We start from the raw sequence: 19,230 nt of genomic DNA, 5'->3' as shown, positions 1-19,230 counted from the left end.
TCAGGGCAGCAGATCGTCGGGGTGGCGGCCGCACAGCACTGAGGCCTGCTCGGCGAGCACCTCGGCGACGAGTTCGTTGAGCTCCTCGAAGTCCTGGCACCGGCTGACGACCGGCAGCCGGTAGATGACGATCGTGGCCGGGCGGTCGCGCCGAGCCGGAAACACCCGGCCGAGCTCCACCTGGCGTGAGGGCGGCGGGACCTGGTCGACAGCCAGGCGCACCTCGGAGAGATCGCCGTCGGCGCGCAGCCGGATCTGCTCGAAGATGCGGGCGGCCAGCGCGGCGAAGCGCTGGGCGCGGGTGCGCTTGGCCGGCACCTCGGCGAGGAACAGCTCACCGCGCACGCCACGGCCGTGACGGTCCCGGGGGAGGCGGCGGGCTGGCATACCGCGATTGTATTAGACTCGTGGCGTGCCTGGAGTGAGACTGTGCTCGAAGATGAACTGCAACCGTTCAGCAGCGTGGACGCTGACATACGTCCACGCTGATGCGTGTATTGTCATCGGTCCGCTGTCCATGCACGCCCAGCCGGGAGCCCACGATCTGTGCAGCATGCACGCCGAGAGGCTGACCGCACCCGTCGGCTGGCAGCTCATCCGCCTCGGGCAGGGGGAGGAGACCCCGGAGCGCAGCCGCGATGACCTGCTTGCGATCGCCGACGCCGTGCGCGAGGCCGCCAAACCCAAGCCGGAGCCCGAGGGGCGCACCCACGGGCATCTGCGTGTGATCGGAAACGGAGACTGATGACGACCCGAGCCGCACAGCTTTCGCGCGCCGTCAAGGCCTACGACATCCGTGGCCGGATCGGCGTCGACCTCGACGAAGACGTCGTCTTCGCCATCGGCTGGGCGACAGCTCACGTCATGCACCGCGAGCACGGCAGCAGCCGGGTCGTGATCGGCTGCGATACGCGCCCGGACTCCCCGCGGTTCGCCGAGGCGCTGGCCGCCGGGGTCGAAGCCGCCGGGTTCGAGGCCACACGGCTGGGCATGACGTCGACGGACCAGCTGTACTTCGCCTCCGGGCACTGGAATGCCCCTGGCCTCATGGTCACGGCGAGTCACAATCCTGCTGACTGGAACGGCATCAAGATCTGCGGCCCGGCCGCCGCCGGGATCTCCCGTGATTCCGGACTCGACGCCATCCGCCTGCTCGCCCTCGAAGCGCCTGAGCACCCAGGTGAGACGACTGGGCAGGTGCCCGTCGCCTCGGGCACGGCCGCCAGCGAACTCGCTGAGGCCTTCGCCCGCCGGATCCGGTCGCTCACCGGGATTGAGGCGATCGACCGGCCGCTGCGGATCGTCGCCGACTGCGGCAACGGGATGGCTGGCAAGCTGCTGCCCGAGGTGTTCGGCACCGGAGCTGGGCTGGCGGCTGCCCCGATCGACGTCATCGGGCTCTACACGGAGCTCGACGGCACCTTCCCCAACCACGAGGCGAACCCGCTCGACCCGGCGAATCTGCGCGATGTGCAGGCTGCAGTCGTCGGCCACGACGCTGACCTGGGCCTTGCCTTCGACGGTGATGCCGACCGCTGCTTCTTCATCGACGAACACGGTGAGGCAGTCTCGGCGTCTGCGATCGGCGCGCTTGTGGCCGTCCGCGAGATCAGCCGAGCCCGCACCGAGCGCGGCGAGGAGACCCCGGTCGTGCTGCACAACCTCATCACCTCACGCGCCGTGCCCGAGGCGATCACCGCCGCCGACGGACAGGCCGTGCGCACGCCGGTGGGTCACTCGCGGATCAAGCAGCTCATGCGCCAGCACGATGCCGTGTTCGCCTGCGAGCACTCCGCGCACTACTACTTCCGCGACTTCTACGGCGCTGATTCCGGAATCCTTGCCGCCTGCCACGTCATCGCGGCGCTGGCCGAGACGACCCAGCCGCTGAGCGAGCTCGTCGCCGAATGGAACCCGTACGTCGCCTCCGGGGAGATCAATTCCGTTGTCGACGACCCCGAGGCGGCGCTCGCCCGGATCCGGCAGGCCGCCTTCGAGGGCGTGTTCGGCGAATGCCAGGTCGATGACCTCGACGGGGTCATGATCGAGATGCCCGAGGCGTGGTGCAACGTCCGGCCGTCTAACACCGAACCGCTCGTGCGCCTCAACTGCGAGGCGCCGACGCAGGAGCGCACCGATCAGCTCGTGTCCACAGCTCTGGAACTCATCCGCCGATAGCCGAGAGGAATCTCCATGCTCGACCACCGCATCGCAGACCTGTCCCTGGCCGAAGCCGGCCGCCATCAGATCCGCCTGGCCGAACGGGAGATGCCCGGACTCATGGCCCTGCGCGAGGAGTACGGTGCCGCGCAGCCGCTGGCCGGTGCGCGAATCGCCGGTTCCCTGCATATGACCGTGCAGACGGCGGTCCTCATCGAGACGCTCACCGCGCTCGGTGCTGATGTGCGCTGGGCGTCGTGCAACATCTTCTCCACTCAGGACGAGGCGGCTGCCGCCGTGGTCGTCGGGGACGGCACCCCGGAGGCGCCCAACGGTGTGCCGGTGTTCGCGTGGAAGGGCGAGACGCTGGAGGAATACTGGTGGTGCACCGACCAGATCTTCCGGTTCGCCGACGGCCCGAACCTCATTCTCGATGACGGTGGCGACGCCACGATGCTGCTCATCGAAGGCGCCCGTGCAGAAGCCGCCGGGGGTGCGCCGGAGGCAGGGGAGGACGATCCGGAGGAGAAGCATGTCTTCCTCGACCGGGTGCGCCAGTCGCTTGCCGAAGACGCGCAGCGGTTCACGAAGATGAGCGAGCAGATGCTCGGCGTCAGCGAGGAGACGACGACCGGTGTCAACCGGCTGTACCGGATGGCTGCAGCTGGTGACCTGAAGTTCCCGGCGATCAACGTCAACGACGCGGTCACGAAGTCGAAGTTCGACAACCGCTACGGCATCCGCCATTCCCTGCCTGATGGCATCAACCGCGCCACTGACGTGCTCATCGGCGGCAAGGTCGCGCTCATCATCGGCTACGGCGACGTCGGCAAGGGCGCTGCCGAGGCGATGCGCGGGCAGGGCGCCCGGGTGCAGATCACCGAGATCGACCCGATCTGCGCACTACAGGCTGCCATGGACGGCTACGAGGTCGTGCGCACCGAGGACGCGATCTCCTCAGCAGACTTCATCATCACCACGACGGGCAATACGAAGGTCATCACCGCCGAGCACCTCGCGCTTCTCAAGCCGGGTGCCATCGTCGGCAACGTCGGGCACTTCGACGACGAGATCGACCTGGCGGCAATGCGCCGCCAGTCCGGAGTCGAGGTCGTCGAGATCAAGCCGCAGGTCCACGAATGGACGGTGCCGGTGCCGGCTGAGGCCGGTCTGGATCGGAATGAGACGTCGTTCATCGTGCTCTCCGAGGGACGCCTGCTCAACCTCGGCAACGCGACCGGGCACCCGTCATTCGTCATGAGTGCCTCGTTCACGAACCAGGTGATGGCCCAGATCGAGCTGTTCACCTCGCACGAGGACTACCCAGCCGGTGTGCACCGGCTGGCGAAGGAACTCGATGAGAAGGTCGCGCGACTGCATCTGCCGGCTCTCGGCGCTCACCTGAGCGAACTGACGAAGGAACAGGCCGAGTACATCGGCGTCGACGTGGCAGGGCCGTATAAGCCCGAGCACTACCGCTACTGAGTCATCTGCGAATACACAGACGGGGCTGGTCGCTGCTGGCGGCCAGCCCCTGTCGTGTGTGCCGCCGGTCCAGGCTGGTGAGTCTCCGGGCGTGGGGCGTCGAGCGACAGGCCGAAGGGCAGCTGGCCGACGCGCTGCTGGAAGCGCTGGGCTGTGCGAGCGGTCTTCTCCATCTGCCGAGCGTGCTCAGCGCGGGTGCACCCGACGACGGCTGCGAGGAACTCCTCGGGCAGAGTGCCCTCTGGGGGAGCAGGGGCGATGTAGGGGTTGAGCTCCTCGGCCAACTCGACGGCACGGTCCCAGCGCGACTCGGGTTCGCGCAGGTGTGCCGAGATGAGGAACTGGGTGATGCGGTAGTACAAGCCGTTGGGGATCGCAGAGATATCCGCACTGCGTGCCCAGGCATGGAGCCGTGGCGGTACGTGGATCTGGGCGATGGGCGGCATCTTCGCACGTTCGTTGACAGCAATGGTTCCTGCCAGGTAGTCACCGAGGCGTTTCGACTGCGGTGAGAGCAGGCCGACGAGTGCGGCGAGTCCAGCAGCGGTGCCGAAGATCTCGAATCCGTAGAGCATTGCACGCAGGAACGAATGCCGTGCGCTGATCGCTCCGCCGTCGTCTCGTACGATGCGCAGACCGCAGATGAGCTTTCCGATCGACCTGCCACGGGTGAGGATCTCGACGGTGAACGGGACGATGAGCAGGCAGAAGACTGACAGCAGCAGAATAACGGTCCGGAAGATCAGGGGTTCGCTGATCATGAGTTCTTCTATCAACCACGTGGCTGAGACCAGGACGGCGATATAGAGCACCGTGATGATGACGTAGTCGATGGCACACGACACGGCGCGCATCGCCAGCGATGCTGGGCGAATGTCTAGGGCGATCGCCTCGCCGGTCACAAGTGAGCTCACGCAATCATCCTGGCACAGGTGGGCACGCCCAGCCAGTGACCGGTCCGGTCACCGCCAACAGGATTCACTTGTGGGAGCACTCATGAGTAGAGCCGGGCACTATGGAGTTATCAAACATCGTTCTGTCACTGCGGTGGTGCTGCAGGCAGCGCTGGTAGAGAAACGACTGAGAATCGTTTCGGGTAAGTCGGTGGCGGCGGTGTGGTCTAGTCAGTGGTGAGATTCAGGAGCTGTTGGGCGTGTGCCTGTCCGATGGGATTCGTCGGTGGCCTTGCTTGGAGTTGGTGTCCGCCGGGCAGTGTCCAGGTCAGCATCCCAGTGTCGGGACTGCGGGTGACTCTGAGTCTGTCTTCGGTTTTCATCTGATGATGCTGCCGGCACAACGGGTGGAGGTTTGCCATTGAGGTGGGTCCACCTCGTCCAGGGTCTTCATGATTGAACGGTTCGATGTGATCGAGCTCTGCTTTCACGGCGGAGCGATCACAACCAGGCAGAGTGCAGAACTGCCACTTCTCCACGAGAGCGATCCGCATCTTCTCCGGGATCGTGTACGTTTCGGCCGCGTGATCGAGGACAGTGCCGTCGGTCGGGTCGGTCAGAATCCGGTAGACCGTCGGATGCCCCGTACCGGTGAGCTGGCGGGCGGTCTCGGGTGAGATCGGGTGACCATTGACCATCCCCGGAACACGTGCAGCATCGTCTTCCTCGTCGGTGTTCTTGTCGAGCAGGGTCAGTGCCGGGACCGTGATGGTGATGCGAGCTTGGCGCTTGAGCCACTCGCTATCGACCGGGCACTGAACACCGGTCTCAGCAAGAGTCTCGGCGATCTTCTCAGCGGTCGCGTCGACGTCAATACCGGCTGGATTGGCAGCCTCGACAATCGTGGAGTCACTGTCGGTGGGCTGTGTGGTCAGCGTGCCTGCAGGTTGGGAGCCGGTGAGGAAGTCGAACATCAGCTCACCCATCCCCCGGTCGTCCACGATCTCGCGTCCTTCGGGCACCCCAAGTGGTGCGCCGAGGCCCTTGATGACGCTGCGGGCCATGCCAGCCAACCGCGCTTCTAAGAGCGCGATCTGGTGGGATGGGCCGCGGGCGATGAGGATCCCCAACCCGTGCGGCTCGTAGTAGGTCTCAACGGTGCGGCGATCCCGGACTTCTTTCGCGCGTTCCTCGCGCGTAACGAGTGTGGAAATCAGTTGCGTGACTGCTCGTTTGAACGTCGTCATATCCGACACCCGGATCCGGACAAGCCCGGCATCGAAGTCCGCCAGATGCTCAGGCTCCAGACTCGTGGCGCGCCGGGCGCCGTGAAGATACCTGTCGTAGCCGATGACCCCGGCTCTAGCTAGGGACGTGAAGGCTGGCAGCCCGACGAGTCCTGCTGCAGCGACCTGCACACGGGAGCGAACATGCTTCACGGTGGTATCGAGTGCGTCTGCCATGTGCATCAGCGACGTCGACGCTGTCCGTTCAACAAGCCAGGCGTAGGCGTTCCGGCGCTGCTCGGCCTCGTTCTTAAAGTCCGTGCCGTCACGGTCCGGGCGGCCGAGCGCACGCGGGTCAGCCGCGAGCTCACGGACCGCATCGACCTGCAGGGAGACATCCTCTGGTGAATCGGAAGCCGCACGGGCGAGGAAAGCATCAAAGAGGAATCCAAGCCCAGTCATGCGGCGGTCGTCGATGTCCCGGTTGGTGGATTTCAGCCGGTAGAGGCAGTCAGCGAAATCAGACGTGTCGACCACTGTATCGTTGCGGCGGGTCGTGATGACCTGTTCTTCCACGAGCATCGCGGCCACCTCCCTTGTGATCTACCGTGATCTTTGTTGTTTTAAGTCTAAGTGTGTTCGATATGCTGGAACAATAGTTTCGACTGCGTTCACATGAAACTCACATAAACATATGCCTGCTTCGAATCTAATCTCAGTCTGCCAGCACCCACTGACATCCCTTCCCGCGAGCACCACCGCAACCACCACCTCGGGCACGGCCTGCGGCCTGCCCGCCGGAGGCACCCCTCACTTGCGGTTATGCTGGGATCCTATGGACCCCGCACTCGTCGCCGAACGCCACGCTGGCGAATGGGAGCGCCTGTCGCGCCTGGCGAAGAAGAACACCCTCAGTCCCCATGAGGCTGAGGAGTTCCTGCGCCTGTACCGGGCGGCGTCGAAGGACCTCTCGCGCATCCAGACGGTCGCCCCGGACTCGGAGATCTCGGTACGGCTGTCGAACATCGTGCACCGCTCGCGCACCCAGCTCACGGGCGTGCCGACCGGGGCAGGCGGGGCGCTCGCGCGGTTCTTCACCATCTCGCTGCCGGCCGCGCTCTACCGGCTGCGGTGGTTCTTCGTCTTCACCTTCGTCTTCTTCGTCGGCATCTCCGTGCTCACGACCCTCTGGGCCTACCACACGCCCGGCGTGCTGCCGGCCCTTGCTGATGAGGAGATGCGCCGCCAGCTGGCCGAACGCGACTTCAAGGAGTACTACTTCGAGCACCGCAACGAGGTCTTCGCCGTCGGTGTGTGGACGAACAACGCCTGGATCGCGCTGCAGTGGGTGGCCCTGGGCATCACCGGGATCTACGTCATCTACGGGCTCATCGTCAACGCCGTCAACGTCGGCATCTCCGGGGCGATCATGTTCGAGTTCGACAAGGGCGGGGACTTCTTCTACTACATCCTGCCCCACGGCATCCCCGAGATCACCGGCATCCTCATCGCCGCCGCTGCCGGCCTGCGCATCTGCGTCGCCTGGGTCGTCCCCGGCCCGGAGCTGCGGCGCACCCGCTTGGCGCGGGAAGCCCGCACGACGATCACCGTCGGGCTCGGCCTCATCATCTACCTGTTCCTCTCCGGGCTCATCGAAGGCTTCATCACCCCATCTGAGCTGCCCAACGTCATCCGCATGGGCACCGGCATCCTGCTGACCGCAGCGATCTTCGCCTACGCGATCTACTTCGGCCGCCCAGCGCTCAAGGCCGGTCTGAGCGGGGACGTGTCCTCGGACAAGGCCGGCTACAGCATCGTCGCCACAGACCGCTGATCCCGCGCCCGAGGCGGGGCGCGCCTCGGTGCCGGCGGCTGGCTAGAGCCTGCCGCTGGCCTTGAGTGAGATGTAGAGGTCGGCCAGCTGCGGGGCGAGGTCCTCGGGTTCCGCGTGGACGGTGTGGATGCCGGCATCGGACAGCGCATGACCGAGTGAGCGGGCGGTGAGCAGGTCGTGCTCGGCAGCTGCGGCGCGGTAGACCTGGGCCGGGGAGTAGACCTGTGCAGCGAGGTCGCCGAGGTCGGGATCGGCGACAGAAGCGATCGCCAGCCGGTGCCGGGCGCGCAGCACGGGCAGGGCCGGGAGCATGTCCTGGGCGATGGTGCGCTCATCGAGGGCGGTGAGGAAGACGACGAAGGCGCGCTGTGTGCTCAGCCGCAGCGTCTGGGTGACGATCTCGTTCCAGTCGGCGTCGATGAGTTCTGGGAACACGTCGGCGAGGTCGTTGGTCATGATGCCGAGCGGATCGGAACCGGAGATCGGGCCGATGTGCCGGCGCACACGCGCATCGGCGACGAGGATGTCGACGCGGTCACCGCCGCCGGCGGCCAGTGCGCCGAGCAGCATCGCCGCCTCCATCGCTGCGTCGAAGGCGGTGCCGTCGCCCATCCGGCGGGCGGCCAAGCGGGAGGAGTCGAGGACGATGACGACCCGGCGGTCGCGTTCGGGCCGCCATGTCTTGACCATGAGGTGCTGGGCGCGGGCGGTGGCCCGCCAGTCGATTGAGCGGACGTCGTCGCCGCGGACGTATTCGCGCAGCGAGTCGAACTCGGTGCCCATGCCGCGGGTCATGAGCAGGGTGCGCCCGTCGAGCTCGCGCAGCCGGGCGAGCTTCGAGGGCAGGTGCTTGCGGGAGACGAACGGCGGCATGACGCGGATCGCCGCCGGCACTTCGACCGACTGCTGGCGGCAGCACAGCCGCAGCGGCGAGGCCACCCGGACGGTCACGAGATCGGCCGGCAGCTCACCTCGACGGGTGGGCACCAGCCGTGTCACGTGCTCATGCTGCTCACCGGCTGCCAGCCGAACCCGCAGACGGTTGTCCTGCGCGCCTGCCGACGGCGGCCAGGCGTCGCGGATGTGCAGGCTGGCGGCCCGCTTACCGGCATTGATGACCGTCAGCGTCGAGTCCGTCTCATGGCCCAGCCGCACGCGCCGGCCGGGGGTGCGCTGCAGCCGGATCGTCGCAGGCGAAGCGGTGACCAGCCAGTCGAGGAACGCCACGAGCAGCACAGAGCCTAAGGCGATGCCGGTGGTGCCCCAGCTGGGGAAGACCATGACCGGGATCGCCGCCAGAGCGACGAGGACGACGAAGCGCCAGGTGACGATCATCGCGGCACGCGGGTGGTGTCGATGATCGAGGCGAGCACCTGGTCGACGGTGATGCCGTCCATCTGCGCCTCCGGCCGCAGCATGACGCGGTGGCGGAAGGCCGGCGAGATGAGCGTCTTGACGTCATCGGGGGTGACGAATCCGCGCCCGGACATCCACGCCTGCGCCTGGGCTGCGGCCAGTAGCCGGGTGCCGCCGCGCGGGGAGATGCCCATCGCGAACGACGGTGCGCTGCGGGTGGCCTGCACGAGGTCGACGATGTAACCGAGCACCTCGGGATCGACGTAGATGTCACCGACCCGCTTCCCGGCCTCCAGGATCGTCGCAGCATCGGCGACGCGCTCGATGCCGGCATCGGACAGGCGCCGGCCGTCGAAGCCGTGGGCGTGGCGGGTGAGGATCTCAAGCTCGGTCTCGCGCTCGGGCAGCGTGAGCATGAGCTTGAAGAGGAACCGGTCGAGCTGTGCTTCGGGCAGGGGATAGGTGCCGTCATGCTCGATCGGGTTCTGGGTCGCGGCAACGAGGAACGGCTGGGGCAGCCGGCGGGTCTGCCCGTCGACGGAGACCTGCCGCTCCTCCATCGCCTCCAGCAGCGCCGACTGGGTCTTCGGCGGGGTGCGGTTGATCTCGTCGGCGATGAGCAGGTTGGTGAATACCGGGCCTTCGCGGAACTCGAAGTCGCCTGAGCGGGTGTCGTAGATCATCGAGCCGGTGACGTCGCCGGGCATGAGGTCGGGGGTGAACTGCACGCGCGTCGAGTCCAGTTCGAGCGCCTCGGCCAGCGCGCGCACGAGCAGCGTCTTCGCCACACCGGGCACGCCTTCGAGCAGCACATGCCCGTGGCACAGGAGTGCCAGCAGGATCCCGTCGACGGCCTCATGCTGGCCGACGACGGCCTTGCCGACCTCATGGCGGACGGCGAGGAATCGCTCGCGCAGTTCGTGGTCGCGGTCGCCGAGCTGGTGCTCGGCCGCCAGCCGCTCATGGAGTCCTGGCTGTCCCGCGCCCGAGGCGGCGGGCGCCTGTCCGTGCGGCTGGCCCGGAACCTGTCCGTGCGGTTGGCCCGGAAGCTGCCCGGGGGCTGGCGCGGACGCGTGCCCCGGCTGGCCGGGCTGCTGGCCATGCAGCTGGCCCGGCATCTGCCCGTGGGTTGGCGCATGCTGCGGCGGCAGCGGCGCTTGGCCGGGCTGGATCCCCGGCTGGCTGCCGACCGGACCACCGGGCTGGCTGCCGACCGGTACGCCGGGCCCGCCCGGCTGACCGCCCGACCCGAACGGACCAGCAGGCTGTCCCGGCTGCTGGCCGGGCTGCTGCGGATGGTGGGGAGTGTCGGTCATGTCGGGGAGACCTCGCTTTCGATGGCGGTGATGAGGACGGCGATGTCTGAGAGCTGCCGGTCGTTGGCCGGCACTCCCTCAAGATAGGCGTAGCGGACTTCGGCCAGGTCGCGGCCGGTGTGGGCGGCGATCGCAGCGCACAGCTGCTCGGGCCGCTCCTGGGAGGGCCGGGCGAGCCGGGCGGCGATGCGCAGCAGTGAAGCTGTGCGCAGCGAGTGCAGCGATGCGGTGCGGGCCCCGGCCCGCTGCATGAGTGCAGCCCGGCCGTGCACGGTCTCAACCGGCGGGACGACGACCGGCAGTCGTTCGACAGCCAGCGGCCCGAAGCGCCGGACCCGCCACCACAGCAGTGCGGCGGTGAGCGGGATGAGCCACAGCAGCGCGACGCCGAACCACGGCGGGATGAAGGTCAGCGCATTCGGCGGCTCCTCTTCACCGGCCGAGGGCTGGTCGCCGGCCTGCGGCAGGTAGACGACGAGGTTCTTGTGCTGGCCGAGGGTGTGCAGCATGAGCGCGGCATGACCCTCCTCGTCAAGCTCGGCGTTCGTCATCCACGCCCGCGCACCGAGCACCGTGACATCGGCGCCGTCCGCCTCGGCGCGGGCGTAGGCACCCGAATCCGGCGGGACGCCGGGGAACGCGTAGCAGGTGGTGACTGCGTCTTCGTATCCCGGCGAGGCCGCGTAGAAGCCATCGGCGCCGCGCAGCTGCCCGGCGGCCACGGCTGCCGGGGATTGGCAGCCGGGCTGCAGCAGCTCGTTCTGCGCCTCGTTCTCGAAATAGGGCGCCATCCGCAGTGCTGGGGTGAAGTCCTCGACGTCATAACCGGGATCGGCGAGCACGAGCGAATTGCCGCCGGAGCGCACCGCCTCGCCGAGCTCTTCGCGCGTCTCGGTCTCGCCGTTGCCCTCAACGTCGAGGTAGAGCACCGTGGTGTCTGCCCCTGCGGCGGCCGTGCGCGCCTCCTGCCTGGATTCGGTGACCGTGACCTCGACGCCGCGCTCGCGCAGGATGTCCATGAGCGCCTTCGTGCCCGAGGGCTGCACGGACTCCGGGTGCAGCTCGCCGGTCTCCTCATCGAGGATCGAGAGGAAGAACCCACCGATCGCGGTCACCAGGATGACAACCGCGGCGATGACCCACAGTGCTGCCGCCCGGGTGCCGCTGCGCAGCCGGTCGACCCGGCCCGGCCCGGTGTGCGCAGTCGTGCCGCGCACGGCGAGGTCGAGACTCGTGCTCATGCGCCGGCCTCCCCGCTGCCCGCGCCCGAGGCGGTGGCCGAGCTGGCGGCTCCCGAGGCGGCGGACCGCGTGGAGACGGCCTGGGAGGTAGCGGCTGTGATCCGCTCGGCGCGGGCGAGCAGGTCCTGCCAGTCAGCGGCTGTGGCTTGGGCTTCGCCGAAGGTCACGGCGTCGAACAGCCCACCGGCGGCATGCGCATCGGCGGTGGCCGGCGGGCAGGCAGAAGCGGCCGCGCGGGCCAGCTCCGAGGCGGTCGAGGCGGCGGTCATGTCGATGAGACTCAGCGTAACGAACTGGGCGAAGATCGCCCGCACCCCGTTCTGCACCGCCAGCGTGTAGTCTCCCTTGCCGGCTGCCGTCTGGGCGGCATCCCAGAAGGCCTGCGGGTCGATCGTCTCGGCTCGCTCGGCGGGGTCGAAGGCGGCGAGGTCGACACCGCCGCTGGTGCCGCGGCGGACCCGCCGGATGACGAGGACGACGAGCCCGACGATGATCGCGGCGATGATGAGCAGCGTCCACGGCGAGTCGATCGCGGCAGCGCTGCTGATGAGCCCGTCGAAGAACCGGTCGATGGCCCGGCCGAGCTTCTCCAGCGGGGACAGGTCGGCGTCGCGGTACTCCGGTTCGGACAGCTTCTTCTCAGCCCAGCGCCGGGCCTCGTCGCGATCGGGGGTCAGGGGAGTGCTCATGTGCGGCGATCCAGCTCCTCGGCCTCGCGCAGCAGCAGGAGGTCATAGCCTTCGAAGCGCATCCTGCGGTCGAAGTACAGGCCGGTGATGACCCCGGACTGGTAGGCGTAGAGCACCGCGGTCGCCGCCGCGGTGAAAGCGAGCCCGAGGATCGTCAGCACACCGATCACCACGGTGGCGAAGGTGTCGGCATCGGTGGAGTCGAGGAAGGTCAGCGAGACGATGAGCGCGGCGATGAAGAAGATGAGCAGCAGCGGGAAGACGATGATGCCAACGAGCTGCGAAGACAGGTAGTACGACAGCAGCAGTGTGCCGGCGGTGGCCCAGAAGCGGCGGCCGGTGAGCTTCCAGGAGCGGGCGAAGGCCTGCCGGATCGTCATCCGCTCCAGCGCGATCGCGCAGCCGACGAAGGCGGTGCGGACCATGAAGAAGACCGTGAACACGACCCAGCCGAGCGCCCCGAGACCGGCAAGCAGGAACCCGACGACGGCCTGCGCGGTGAACACCGCGATGACCACTCCGGGAGCGAGCAGCAGCGCCAGAGCCGCGAAGTGCGCCCCGCCGAGCAGGGCGGTGGCGGCTATCAGACGCAGCCGCTGGCCGGCCAGCAGCCCCCAGGTGCGGCGCAGCGTCGTCGTCGACCGCCCGCGCGCGTCGACGGCGCGGCCGCCGGGCGGTGTGAAGAACGCCTGCCGGGCCGGGATCGAGAGAAGCCCGGAGAGGAAGTGCAGGAAGCACAGTGAGAGCAGAGAGACAGCCGAGGCGCCGAACTGCATGAGGAAGGACAGCCCGCCGACAGCCTCGGTGTTGCCGGCGATGCCGACGACATAGCCGAAGCTGAACCAGATGAGACCGGCGACTGCGGCACCGACAGCGAGCAGGAACAGCGTCAGCGCGATCATCGCGGTGCCGACGGAGACCCCGGGGCTGAAGCGCAGCAGCCGGAACCCGGCATCGAGCGACTCGGCGAAGCGCATCGGCCGCTTCGACAGCACGCCCGGCTGCGGGGCCGGCTGCCAGGCCGGGCGGGTGCGGGTCTCAGTGCGCGGGTGCCAGCGGCCGGTCGCCCAATCGGTCTGTGCGTCCCAGGCGGCGCGGTCGGTGACGAACAACGGCACCTCCTGGTTCGGGGTCAGATCACGCCCCATTCTATGCACACGTGCCCGGTGCCGAGACGACATTCGGGCACTCACTTGCATCACCGCCTCGGCGCCGGACCAGCAGGCGCGCCACGCGGGCCCGTCATGCAGGCTCACCGTGTGAACCTGCCGACACCTGCCGCCCCCTGCGCGGACTTCTCAGCCGGATAGGTGACAATGGGTGCTATGAACGCACGGATCCTGGTAATCGACGATGACACCGCACTGGCGGAGATGATCGGCATTGTGCTCAAGAGCGAGGGCTTCGACCCGCACTTCTGCGCCACCGGCGATGGTGCGATGGAGGCCTTCCACAGCGTCAGGCCCGACCTCATCCTGCTCGACCTCATGCTGCCCGGCAAAGACGGCCTCGAGGTGTGCCGGGAGATCCGTGAGGAATCCGGGGTGCCGATCATCATGCTCACCGCCAAGTCCGACACCGTCGACGTCGTCCTCGGGCTCGAATCCGGTGCCGATGACTACGTGCCCAAGCCGTTCAAGCCCAAGGAGCTCGTCGCGCGCGTGCGCGCCCGCCTGCGGATGTCAGAGCCCTCCGCGCCCGAGGTGCTCAACGTCGGCGACGTCTCGATCGACGTCGCCGGGCACACCGTGACGAAGGGCGGCAAACCGGTGTCGCTGACCCCGCTGGAGTTCGACCTGCTCGTCGCGCTCGCCCGCAAACCCTGGCAGGTGTTCTCGCGCGAGACCCTGCTCGAGGAGGTGTGGGGCTATCGGCACGCCGCTGACACCCGGCTCGTCAACGTCCACGTCCAGCGGCTGCGCTCGAAGATCGAGAAGGATCCGGAGAAGCCCGACATCGTCGTCACCGTCCGCGGTGTCGGCTACAAGGCGGGCCAGGCTTCGTGAGTCGTTCCGCATCGGCCGTGCGACTGGGCCGGAGCGCCTGGGGCGGCCTCATGAGGATCTACCGGTTCCTCGCAGCGGCTTTCACCCGCTCGCTGCAGCTGCGCATCGTCGTGCTCACCATCCTGCTCACCATCATCGCCGTCTACGGCGTCGGCAGCTTCATGGCCCAGCAGATCTCCCGCGGCCTGTTCGAAGCGAAGCTGTCCTCGGTCTCGACGCAGATGTCCGGCTATGCCGGCGAGCTCGAATCGCTGTCCCCAGGTGAGGACGACAGCGCGCTGTCCGAAAGCCTCAACGTCCAGCTGCGCGGGATGCTCTCCCGGTCCCCGACCCCGCTGCGCTCGATCGCGCTGGAACCGCGTGAGCGCTCATCCCAGGTCCAGCCGACGACCGCGGTCATGTCTGGGCGTGAGGCGATCGCACCCTCGGCGATGCCGGATGCGTTCCGCAACGCTGTGTCCCAGGCGCAGGCCGGCGAACAGCTCTACCAGTCCGTCGAACTGCCCGGGCCCGGCAGCTCACCGGGCCTCATCCTCGCCCAGCAGGTGACTGTGCCCTCTGCCGGCCAGTTCGACCTCTACGTCGTCGCCGACCTGCAGGAGGAGCAGAACACGCTCGACTTCGTCCAGCGGGTGCTCATCGTCGCCGCCCTCGTGCTCGTGGTGCTCGTCGGCGCGGTCGCGTGGATCGTCACCCGGCTCGTCGTCGTCCCGGTGCGCACCGGCTCCGAGGTGGCCCGCAAGCTCTCCGACGGCGACCTCGACCAGCGCATGCCGGTTCAGGGCAATGACGAGCTCGCCACCCTGGCGCAGAGCTTCAACGACATGGCCGACACGCTGCAGGACCAGATCACCCGGATGGAACAGCTGACGGTGCTGCAGCGCCAGTTCGTCTCCGACGTGTCCCACGAGCTGCGCACCCCGCTGACCACCATCCAGATGGCATCGGACGTGATCTACGAGTCCCGCGACGAGCTCGACGAATCCCATCGCCGCATCGCCGAGCTGCTCAACTCGCAGGTCGAGCGCTTCGAGACGCTGCTGAATGATCTGCTGGAGATCTCCCGCCACGATGCCGGTGCCGCCCAGCTGGTGACGAAGCCGGCCGATGTGTGCGAGGTGGTCTCCGGGGTCATCGACACGCTGACGATGGTCGCCGATCACGCCGATACCGAGATCATCCTCCACGCTCCCTCCGCGCCCGTCATGGCCGAAATCGACCGGGTGCGCATCAACAGGGTGGTCCGCAACCTCATCGTCAACGCCATCGAGCACGGCGAACAGCGCCGCATCGACGTGTTCGTCGCCGCCAACGCCGAGGCGGTGGCCGTGAGCGTGCGCGACCACGGGGTGGGCATGTCCGAGGAGCAGGTCGAGCACGTCTTCGACCGGTTCTGGCGAGCCGACCCGTCTCGCCGCCGCACGCTCGGCGGCTCCGGGCTGGGCCTGGCGATCTCCCTGGAAGACGCTCACCTGCACGGCGGCTGGCTGCAGGCCTGGGGCCGGGTCGGGGAGGGCTCGTGCTTCCGGCTCACGATCCCGCGCCGGGAGGGCCAGTCGATCACCACCTCGCCGCTGCCGCTGCCGCCGGCCGATGCACGCGTCGGCGGCACCGCACTCGTGGCAGGACCGGCCACCTCGGACGGTTCGCTGCGCATCCAGACCGGCAGCATCCCGATCGTCGTCGAGACCCAGGAGGCCAGCGATGAGACCGCGTAGCCTGCTCGCCGCCATCCTCGCAGCCGTCGTCCTCATCTCCGGCTGCGCCTCGATCCCCAAGGATGGATCCGTCGGCCACCGCGACGTCAGCGGCGATGACCCGCACGTCCAGTCCCGCATCGATCCCGACGGGCCGGTCCCTGGGCAGAGCCCGAACGAGATCGTCCGCGGGTTCCTCGCCGCCGGCGCCGGCTACAGCAACAACTTCGAAGTCGCCCGCTCCTACCTCACCGACAGCTTCGCCGGCGAGTGGAACCCGCTGTCCTCGGTCACTGTGCTGCAGCCTGGGCGCACACTGGATTCGGTGACCAGCGAGGTCACCACCGACTCGCAGTCGGTGTCGCTGACGATCCCGGTCGGCGGCGTGCTCGACGACCGCCGCATCTACCGCGAATCGGCCCGCGGCACCCAGGTCGATATGGACTTCACACTGCGGCAGGTCAACGGCGAATGGCGGATCTCCCAGGCCCCGGCGGGCATGGTGCTCACCGCCGTGAACTTCTCGACCCTGTTCCAGCCCTACCCGCTGTACTTCTACTCACCGGGCTACGAGCTGCTCGTGCCCGACACCCGCTGGTTCATCCGCTCACCGGCGACGGCCAGTGAGATCATGACCGAGCTGCTCGGCGGCCCGGCCGACTACCTCACCGGCGCGGTCGTCTCCGCGATCCCCGACGGCACCCAGCTCGATCCGCGCTCGGTCGCCGTCTCCGACGGGGTCGCCCGCGTCGAACTGTCTGCGACTGCCTCGGGCCTGGACGAGCGCACCAACGGGCGGATCGCGATGCAGATCCAGACGACCCTCAAGGAAGTCGGGTCGATCACCGCGGCGCGGGTCTCCGGCACGAGCGGCGAACTCGACTTCGGCTCCCTGCCCGACGTGCCCACCACGCTCAACATCTCCGACAACCCGATCGCGATCTCCGATCGGAGGCTCGTGCGCATTCTCGGCACCGCCATCGATCCGATCGACGGGGCCCCGGAGCTCGTCGACGGAGCGGCCCGGCCTGCGATCGCCCTCGATGAGTCGATGTACGCCTATCTCGCCGACGACGCGAAGGCTGTGCGGCGCCTGCTCGCCGACAGCCCCAATGACGAGGAGGTGCTGCGCGGTGAGGGCTACGCCAATCTGTCCTTCGACAAGGAGGGCTGGCTGTGGGCGGCGGAGACGGCCTCCGACGGCCGCATCCAGGCGATCAGCCGCAACGGTGCACTCACCGAGGTGGCGGTTCCGTTCCTGGGCGGCCGCATGGTCACGAGCATCGGCGTCTCACCCGACGGCACCCGCCTGGCAGTCCTCAGCAGCGACGGCGACGACACCCGTCTGGAGGTCGTCGGCATCTCCCGGGACTCCCAGGGCGCCCCGACCGGGGTCTCCTCGGCAACGCCCCTGCAGGTGGCCACGGGCTTCTCGAAGATCACCGACTTCTCCTGGTTCGGCTACGACGCCCTCGTCCTGCTCGGCGCCGAACAGGGCACGAGCGTCGAACCGCTGTCCGTGCCGGTCTCCGGGCCGGCGACCTCGCTCGGCTCGATCGAGGGCGGCACCCAGATCACCTCCGGAGAAGAGCAGCGCTCCGTGCGCGTCGGCACCGCCGACGGCGAGATCTACAGCTACGGGGCAGGCTCGTGGCAGAAGCTCGTCGACGCCCAGACCTACGACCCCTCAGCACCCGGCTGATACCTGCCGACCTGAGGTCACAAACGCCGTCTCCCCGTTGCCCGCGCCCGAGGCGGTGGGCACGCTGGGACGATGGGCGCACCTCGGGCACGGGGCCCGGTCACAGCATGGGCGGCCGCAGCCGCCGATGAGCTCGCCGAGCTCGTCATCCCGCGCGCCTGCGTGGGCTGCGGGGCCGACACCGTCTCCGTGTGCGGGCACTGCCTGACCGGCATGGCCACCGAGACCATCACCGCGCTGCCGCGCTACGGCACCGCAGCAGTCACCGCCGCAGGCTCCTACACTGGGGTGCTGCGGGCAGCACTCGTGGCCTTCAAGGAATCCGGCCGGAAGGACCTCGCCCCGCTGCTCGGCCTGCAGCTGGCCCGGGCGATCATCACCTGCCTACAGGAGATCCCGACACCCGGCGGGCTCGTCCTCCTCGTCCCCGTCCCTGCCACACCGAAGGCCCGCCGGGCACGCGACGGCAACCACGTCGCCCAGCTGTGCGCGGCCGCCGCACAGCTGCTGGCCGCCGACAGGCTGCGCGTGCACACCGCCGAGCTGCTGACCGTCAGGCGGCACCGCGACCAGGTGGGCTTCGGTGCGCGCAGCAGACGCCGCAACGTGCGCGGCTCCCATGCTCTCGACACCCGCCTGACACCTCGGGCCCGGCACGCCGTGTCGCAGACGACCACGGTGCTCGTCGACGACATCTGCACCACCGGGGCGACACTTGCCGAGTCGGCACGCGCGCTGCGCGCCGGCGGCATCCTGCCATGTGGAACGGCCGTGATCGCACTCGCCCCCGGCAGTGGTTCCCTCGAGCGCCGACATGGTATGTAATGGAGTAACCCCATCCGCTCGGATGGGTACGGAGCGATCCGTCTCCCCGACGTGTAAAGGAAGTCACCATGGACATCGTCGTCAAAGGTCGCCACACGACCATCTCCGACAGTTTCCGGTCACATATCGAGGACAAGGTCTCCAAGGTCGAGCAGCTGGCGCCGCGCGCCCTGCGCACTGAGGTCGTCGCCACGCACGACGCGAACACCAGCCAGCCCGACACCGCTGAGCGCGTTGAGATCACCGTCATCGCCAAGGGCCCGGTGCTCCGCGCGGAGGCACACGCATCCGACCGCTACGCGGCCCTCGACCTCGCCTGGGCGAAGCTGCTCGAGCGTCTGCGCCGGGCGCGCGATCGCCGCAAGGTCTCCCGCAAGGGCGGACACCGCCAAGCCTCGACCGCCGAGGCGCTCGCGGAACTCGAGGTCATCGAGCCGCTGGCGCCGAGCCAGGAGGACGACAGCCAGACCGAGCAGCCCAGCACCGACAAGACCAACGGGCGCATCAAGTCCGAAGGCGATTCGCCGGTGGTGCTGCGCGAGAAGAACTTCCCCGCCAACCCGATCGGCATCGAGGAGGCCCTCAACCGGATGGAGATGGTCGGCCACGACTTCTACATCTTCATCGATGAGGAGACCTCCAAGCCCTCGGTCGTCTACCGCCGCCGCGGCTGGAGCTACGGCGTCATCACCCTCGACGAGTCGCTCAACGACACTGCCGAGGCGCCGGCCGAGCAGCCGGCAGCAGCGGAGGGATGATCGAGCAGAGCTGAGACCCCGATGAGGGTTCCGACACTCAGC

At 68.2% G+C, this 19,230-nt stretch carries 17 protein-coding genes; 9 read left to right on the top strand and 8 right to left on the bottom strand.

Going from position 1 to position 19,230, the window contains the following annotated elements; genetic code table 11:
• The gene (locus M3C25_RS02910) at positions 1-387 is read right to left on the bottom strand and encodes a metallopeptidase family protein (RefSeq protein ID WP_259854995.1); all 387 of its coding nucleotides are present in this window, start codon (positions 385-387) and stop codon (positions 1-3) included.
• 25 nt (positions 388-412) lie between these two features.
• On the opposite strand from M3C25_RS02910, the gene M3C25_RS02905 reads away from it, so the two are divergent.
• Genes M3C25_RS02905 through ahcY form a run of 3 tightly spaced genes read left to right on the top strand, consistent with a single transcriptional unit; the run spans position 413 to position 3,645 of the window.
• Positions 413-745: a DUF3499 domain-containing protein gene (locus M3C25_RS02905; RefSeq protein WP_165883309.1), complete on the top strand. Its 333-nt coding sequence runs from the start codon at positions 413-415 to the stop codon at positions 743-745.
• Complete coding sequence (locus M3C25_RS02900) at positions 745-2,178, top strand: phosphohexomutase domain-containing protein (protein WP_259854994.1); 1,434 nt, start codon at positions 745-747, stop codon at positions 2,176-2,178. Before M3C25_RS02905 ends, M3C25_RS02900 begins: the two co-directional genes overlap by 1 nt.
• 15 nt (positions 2,179-2,193) lie before the next feature.
• Positions 2,194-3,645, top strand: a complete 1,452-nt coding sequence (ahcY, locus tag M3C25_RS02895) for an adenosylhomocysteinase (protein WP_102162859.1) — start codon at positions 2,194-2,196, stop codon at positions 3,643-3,645.
• On the opposite strand, the gene M3C25_RS02890 is transcribed toward ahcY, so the two are convergent.
• Both M3C25_RS02890 and M3C25_RS02885 read right to left on the bottom strand, forming a co-directional pair.
• A complete protein-coding gene (locus M3C25_RS02890; RefSeq protein ID WP_259854992.1) occupies positions 3,639-4,559 on the bottom strand; it encodes an RDD family protein in 921 nt (306 codons plus the stop codon). The two genes, ahcY and M3C25_RS02890, sit on opposite strands and share 7 nt — an antisense overlap.
• Positions 4,560-4,765: 206 nt before the next feature.
• Positions 4,766-6,346 (bottom strand): HNH endonuclease signature motif containing protein, encoded by a 1,581-nt coding sequence (locus tag M3C25_RS02885; RefSeq protein WP_170274753.1) that lies wholly within the window; start codon positions 6,344-6,346, stop codon positions 4,766-4,768.
• 253 nt (positions 6,347-6,599) lie between these two features.
• On the opposite strand from M3C25_RS02885, the gene M3C25_RS02880 reads away from it, so the two are divergent.
• Positions 6,600-7,598, top strand: coding sequence for a stage II sporulation protein M (locus tag M3C25_RS02880; protein ID WP_259854990.1), 999 nt, complete (start codon positions 6,600-6,602; stop codon positions 7,596-7,598).
• Between the two features lie 42 nt (positions 7,599-7,640).
• Here M3C25_RS02880 and M3C25_RS02875 read toward each other — a convergent pair whose 3' ends face one another.
• Genes M3C25_RS02875 through M3C25_RS02855 form a run of 5 tightly spaced genes read right to left on the bottom strand, consistent with a single transcriptional unit; the run spans position 7,641 to position 13,312 of the window.
• Positions 7,641-8,933: a DUF58 domain-containing protein gene (locus M3C25_RS02875; RefSeq protein WP_259854988.1), complete on the bottom strand. Its 1,293-nt coding sequence runs from the start codon at positions 8,931-8,933 to the stop codon at positions 7,641-7,643.
• Positions 8,930-10,270 (bottom strand): AAA family ATPase, encoded by a 1,341-nt coding sequence (locus M3C25_RS02870; RefSeq protein WP_311200487.1) that lies wholly within the window; start codon positions 10,268-10,270, stop codon positions 8,930-8,932. The genes M3C25_RS02875 and M3C25_RS02870 overlap by 4 nt, the downstream gene beginning before the upstream one ends.
• Positions 10,267-11,511 (bottom strand): DUF4350 domain-containing protein, encoded by a 1,245-nt coding sequence (locus tag M3C25_RS02865; protein WP_259854986.1) that lies wholly within the window; start codon positions 11,509-11,511, stop codon positions 10,267-10,269. The genes M3C25_RS02870 and M3C25_RS02865 overlap by 4 nt, the downstream gene beginning before the upstream one ends.
• Positions 11,508-12,200 (bottom strand): DUF4129 domain-containing protein, encoded by a 693-nt coding sequence (locus M3C25_RS02860; RefSeq protein WP_259854985.1) that lies wholly within the window; start codon positions 12,198-12,200, stop codon positions 11,508-11,510. Before M3C25_RS02860 ends, M3C25_RS02865 begins: the two co-directional genes overlap by 4 nt.
• A complete protein-coding gene (locus M3C25_RS02855; protein WP_259854983.1) occupies positions 12,197-13,312 on the bottom strand; it encodes a hypothetical protein in 1,116 nt (371 codons plus the stop codon). The genes M3C25_RS02860 and M3C25_RS02855 overlap by 4 nt, the downstream gene beginning before the upstream one ends.
• Positions 13,313-13,525: 213 nt before the next feature.
• Here M3C25_RS02855 and mtrA point away from each other — a divergent pair, with 213 nt between their 5' ends.
• The 5 genes from mtrA to hpf all read left to right on the top strand — a co-directional run bounded on the left by mtrA (position 13,526) and on the right by hpf (position 19,188).
• Positions 13,526-14,206 carry an MtrAB system response regulator MtrA gene (mtrA, locus tag M3C25_RS02850; RefSeq protein WP_102162867.1) on the top strand — a complete coding sequence of 227 codons (681 nt, stop codon included), beginning with the start codon at positions 13,526-13,528 and terminating at the stop codon, positions 14,204-14,206.
• Between the two features lie 50 nt (positions 14,207-14,256).
• On the top strand, positions 14,257-15,924 hold the full coding sequence (mtrB, locus tag M3C25_RS02845) for an MtrAB system histidine kinase MtrB (protein ID WP_259854977.1): 1,668 nt from the start codon (positions 14,257-14,259) through the stop codon (positions 15,922-15,924).
• Positions 15,911-17,605, top strand: a complete 1,695-nt coding sequence (locus tag M3C25_RS02840; RefSeq protein WP_259854972.1) for an LpqB family beta-propeller domain-containing protein — start codon at positions 15,911-15,913, stop codon at positions 17,603-17,605. Before mtrB ends, M3C25_RS02840 begins: the two co-directional genes overlap by 14 nt.
• Positions 17,606-17,677: 72 nt before the next feature.
• Positions 17,678-18,430: a ComF family protein gene (locus M3C25_RS02835; protein ID WP_259854971.1), complete on the top strand. Its 753-nt coding sequence runs from the start codon at positions 17,678-17,680 to the stop codon at positions 18,428-18,430.
• Between the two features lie 68 nt (positions 18,431-18,498).
• Entirely contained in the window at positions 18,499-19,188 is a 690-nt protein-coding gene (hpf, locus tag M3C25_RS02830) for a ribosome hibernation-promoting factor, HPF/YfiA family (RefSeq protein WP_102162870.1), read from the top strand.
• The last annotated feature ends 42 nt before the right edge of the window (positions 19,189-19,230 follow it).

Source organism: Brevibacterium luteolum, assembly GCF_025147615.1.
Classification (GTDB): Bacteria; Actinomycetota; Actinomycetes; order Actinomycetales; family Brevibacteriaceae; genus Brevibacterium; species Brevibacterium luteolum.
The sequence above is the reverse complement of the archived record's forward strand: the minus strand, read 5'-3'. Positions and strand labels throughout refer to the sequence as shown.

What these genes read in the sequence shown, in the direction of transcription:
- M3C25_RS02910 (WP_259854995.1), bottom strand. Translation starts at nt 387, where the DNA reads ATGCCAGCCCGCCGCCTCCCCCGGGACCGTCACGGCCGTGGCGTGCGC.
- M3C25_RS02900 (WP_259854994.1), top strand. Translation starts at nt 745, where the DNA reads ATGACGACCCGAGCCGCACAGCTTTCGCGCGCCGTCAAGGCCTACGAC.
- ahcY (WP_102162859.1), top strand. Translation starts at nt 2,194, where the DNA reads ATGCTCGACCACCGCATCGCAGACCTGTCCCTGGCCGAAGCCGGCCGC.
- M3C25_RS02885 (WP_170274753.1), bottom strand. Translation starts at nt 6,346, where the DNA reads ATGCTCGTGGAAGAACAGGTCATCACGACCCGCCGCAACGATACAGTG.
- M3C25_RS02880 (WP_259854990.1), top strand. Translation starts at nt 6,600, where the DNA reads ATGGACCCCGCACTCGTCGCCGAACGCCACGCTGGCGAATGGGAGCGC.
- M3C25_RS02875 (WP_259854988.1), bottom strand. Translation starts at nt 8,933, where the DNA reads ATGATCGTCACCTGGCGCTTCGTCGTCCTCGTCGCTCTGGCGGCGATC.
- M3C25_RS02870 (WP_311200487.1), bottom strand. Translation starts at nt 10,270, where the DNA reads ATGACCGACACTCCCCACCATCCGCAGCAGCCCGGCCAGCAGCCGGGA.
- M3C25_RS02865 (WP_259854986.1), bottom strand. Translation starts at nt 11,511, where the DNA reads ATGAGCACGAGTCTCGACCTCGCCGTGCGCGGCACGACTGCGCACACC.
- M3C25_RS02860 (WP_259854985.1), bottom strand. Translation starts at nt 12,200, where the DNA reads ATGAGCACTCCCCTGACCCCCGATCGCGACGAGGCCCGGCGCTGGGCT.
- mtrA (WP_102162867.1), top strand. Translation starts at nt 13,526, where the DNA reads ATGAACGCACGGATCCTGGTAATCGACGATGACACCGCACTGGCGGAG.
- mtrB (WP_259854977.1), top strand. Translation starts at nt 14,257, where the DNA reads ATGAGGATCTACCGGTTCCTCGCAGCGGCTTTCACCCGCTCGCTGCAG.
- M3C25_RS02840 (WP_259854972.1), top strand. Translation starts at nt 15,911, where the DNA reads ATGAGACCGCGTAGCCTGCTCGCCGCCATCCTCGCAGCCGTCGTCCTC.
- M3C25_RS02835 (WP_259854971.1), top strand. Translation starts at nt 17,678, where the DNA reads ATGGGCGCACCTCGGGCACGGGGCCCGGTCACAGCATGGGCGGCCGCA.
- hpf (WP_102162870.1), top strand. Translation starts at nt 18,499, where the DNA reads ATGGACATCGTCGTCAAAGGTCGCCACACGACCATCTCCGACAGTTTC.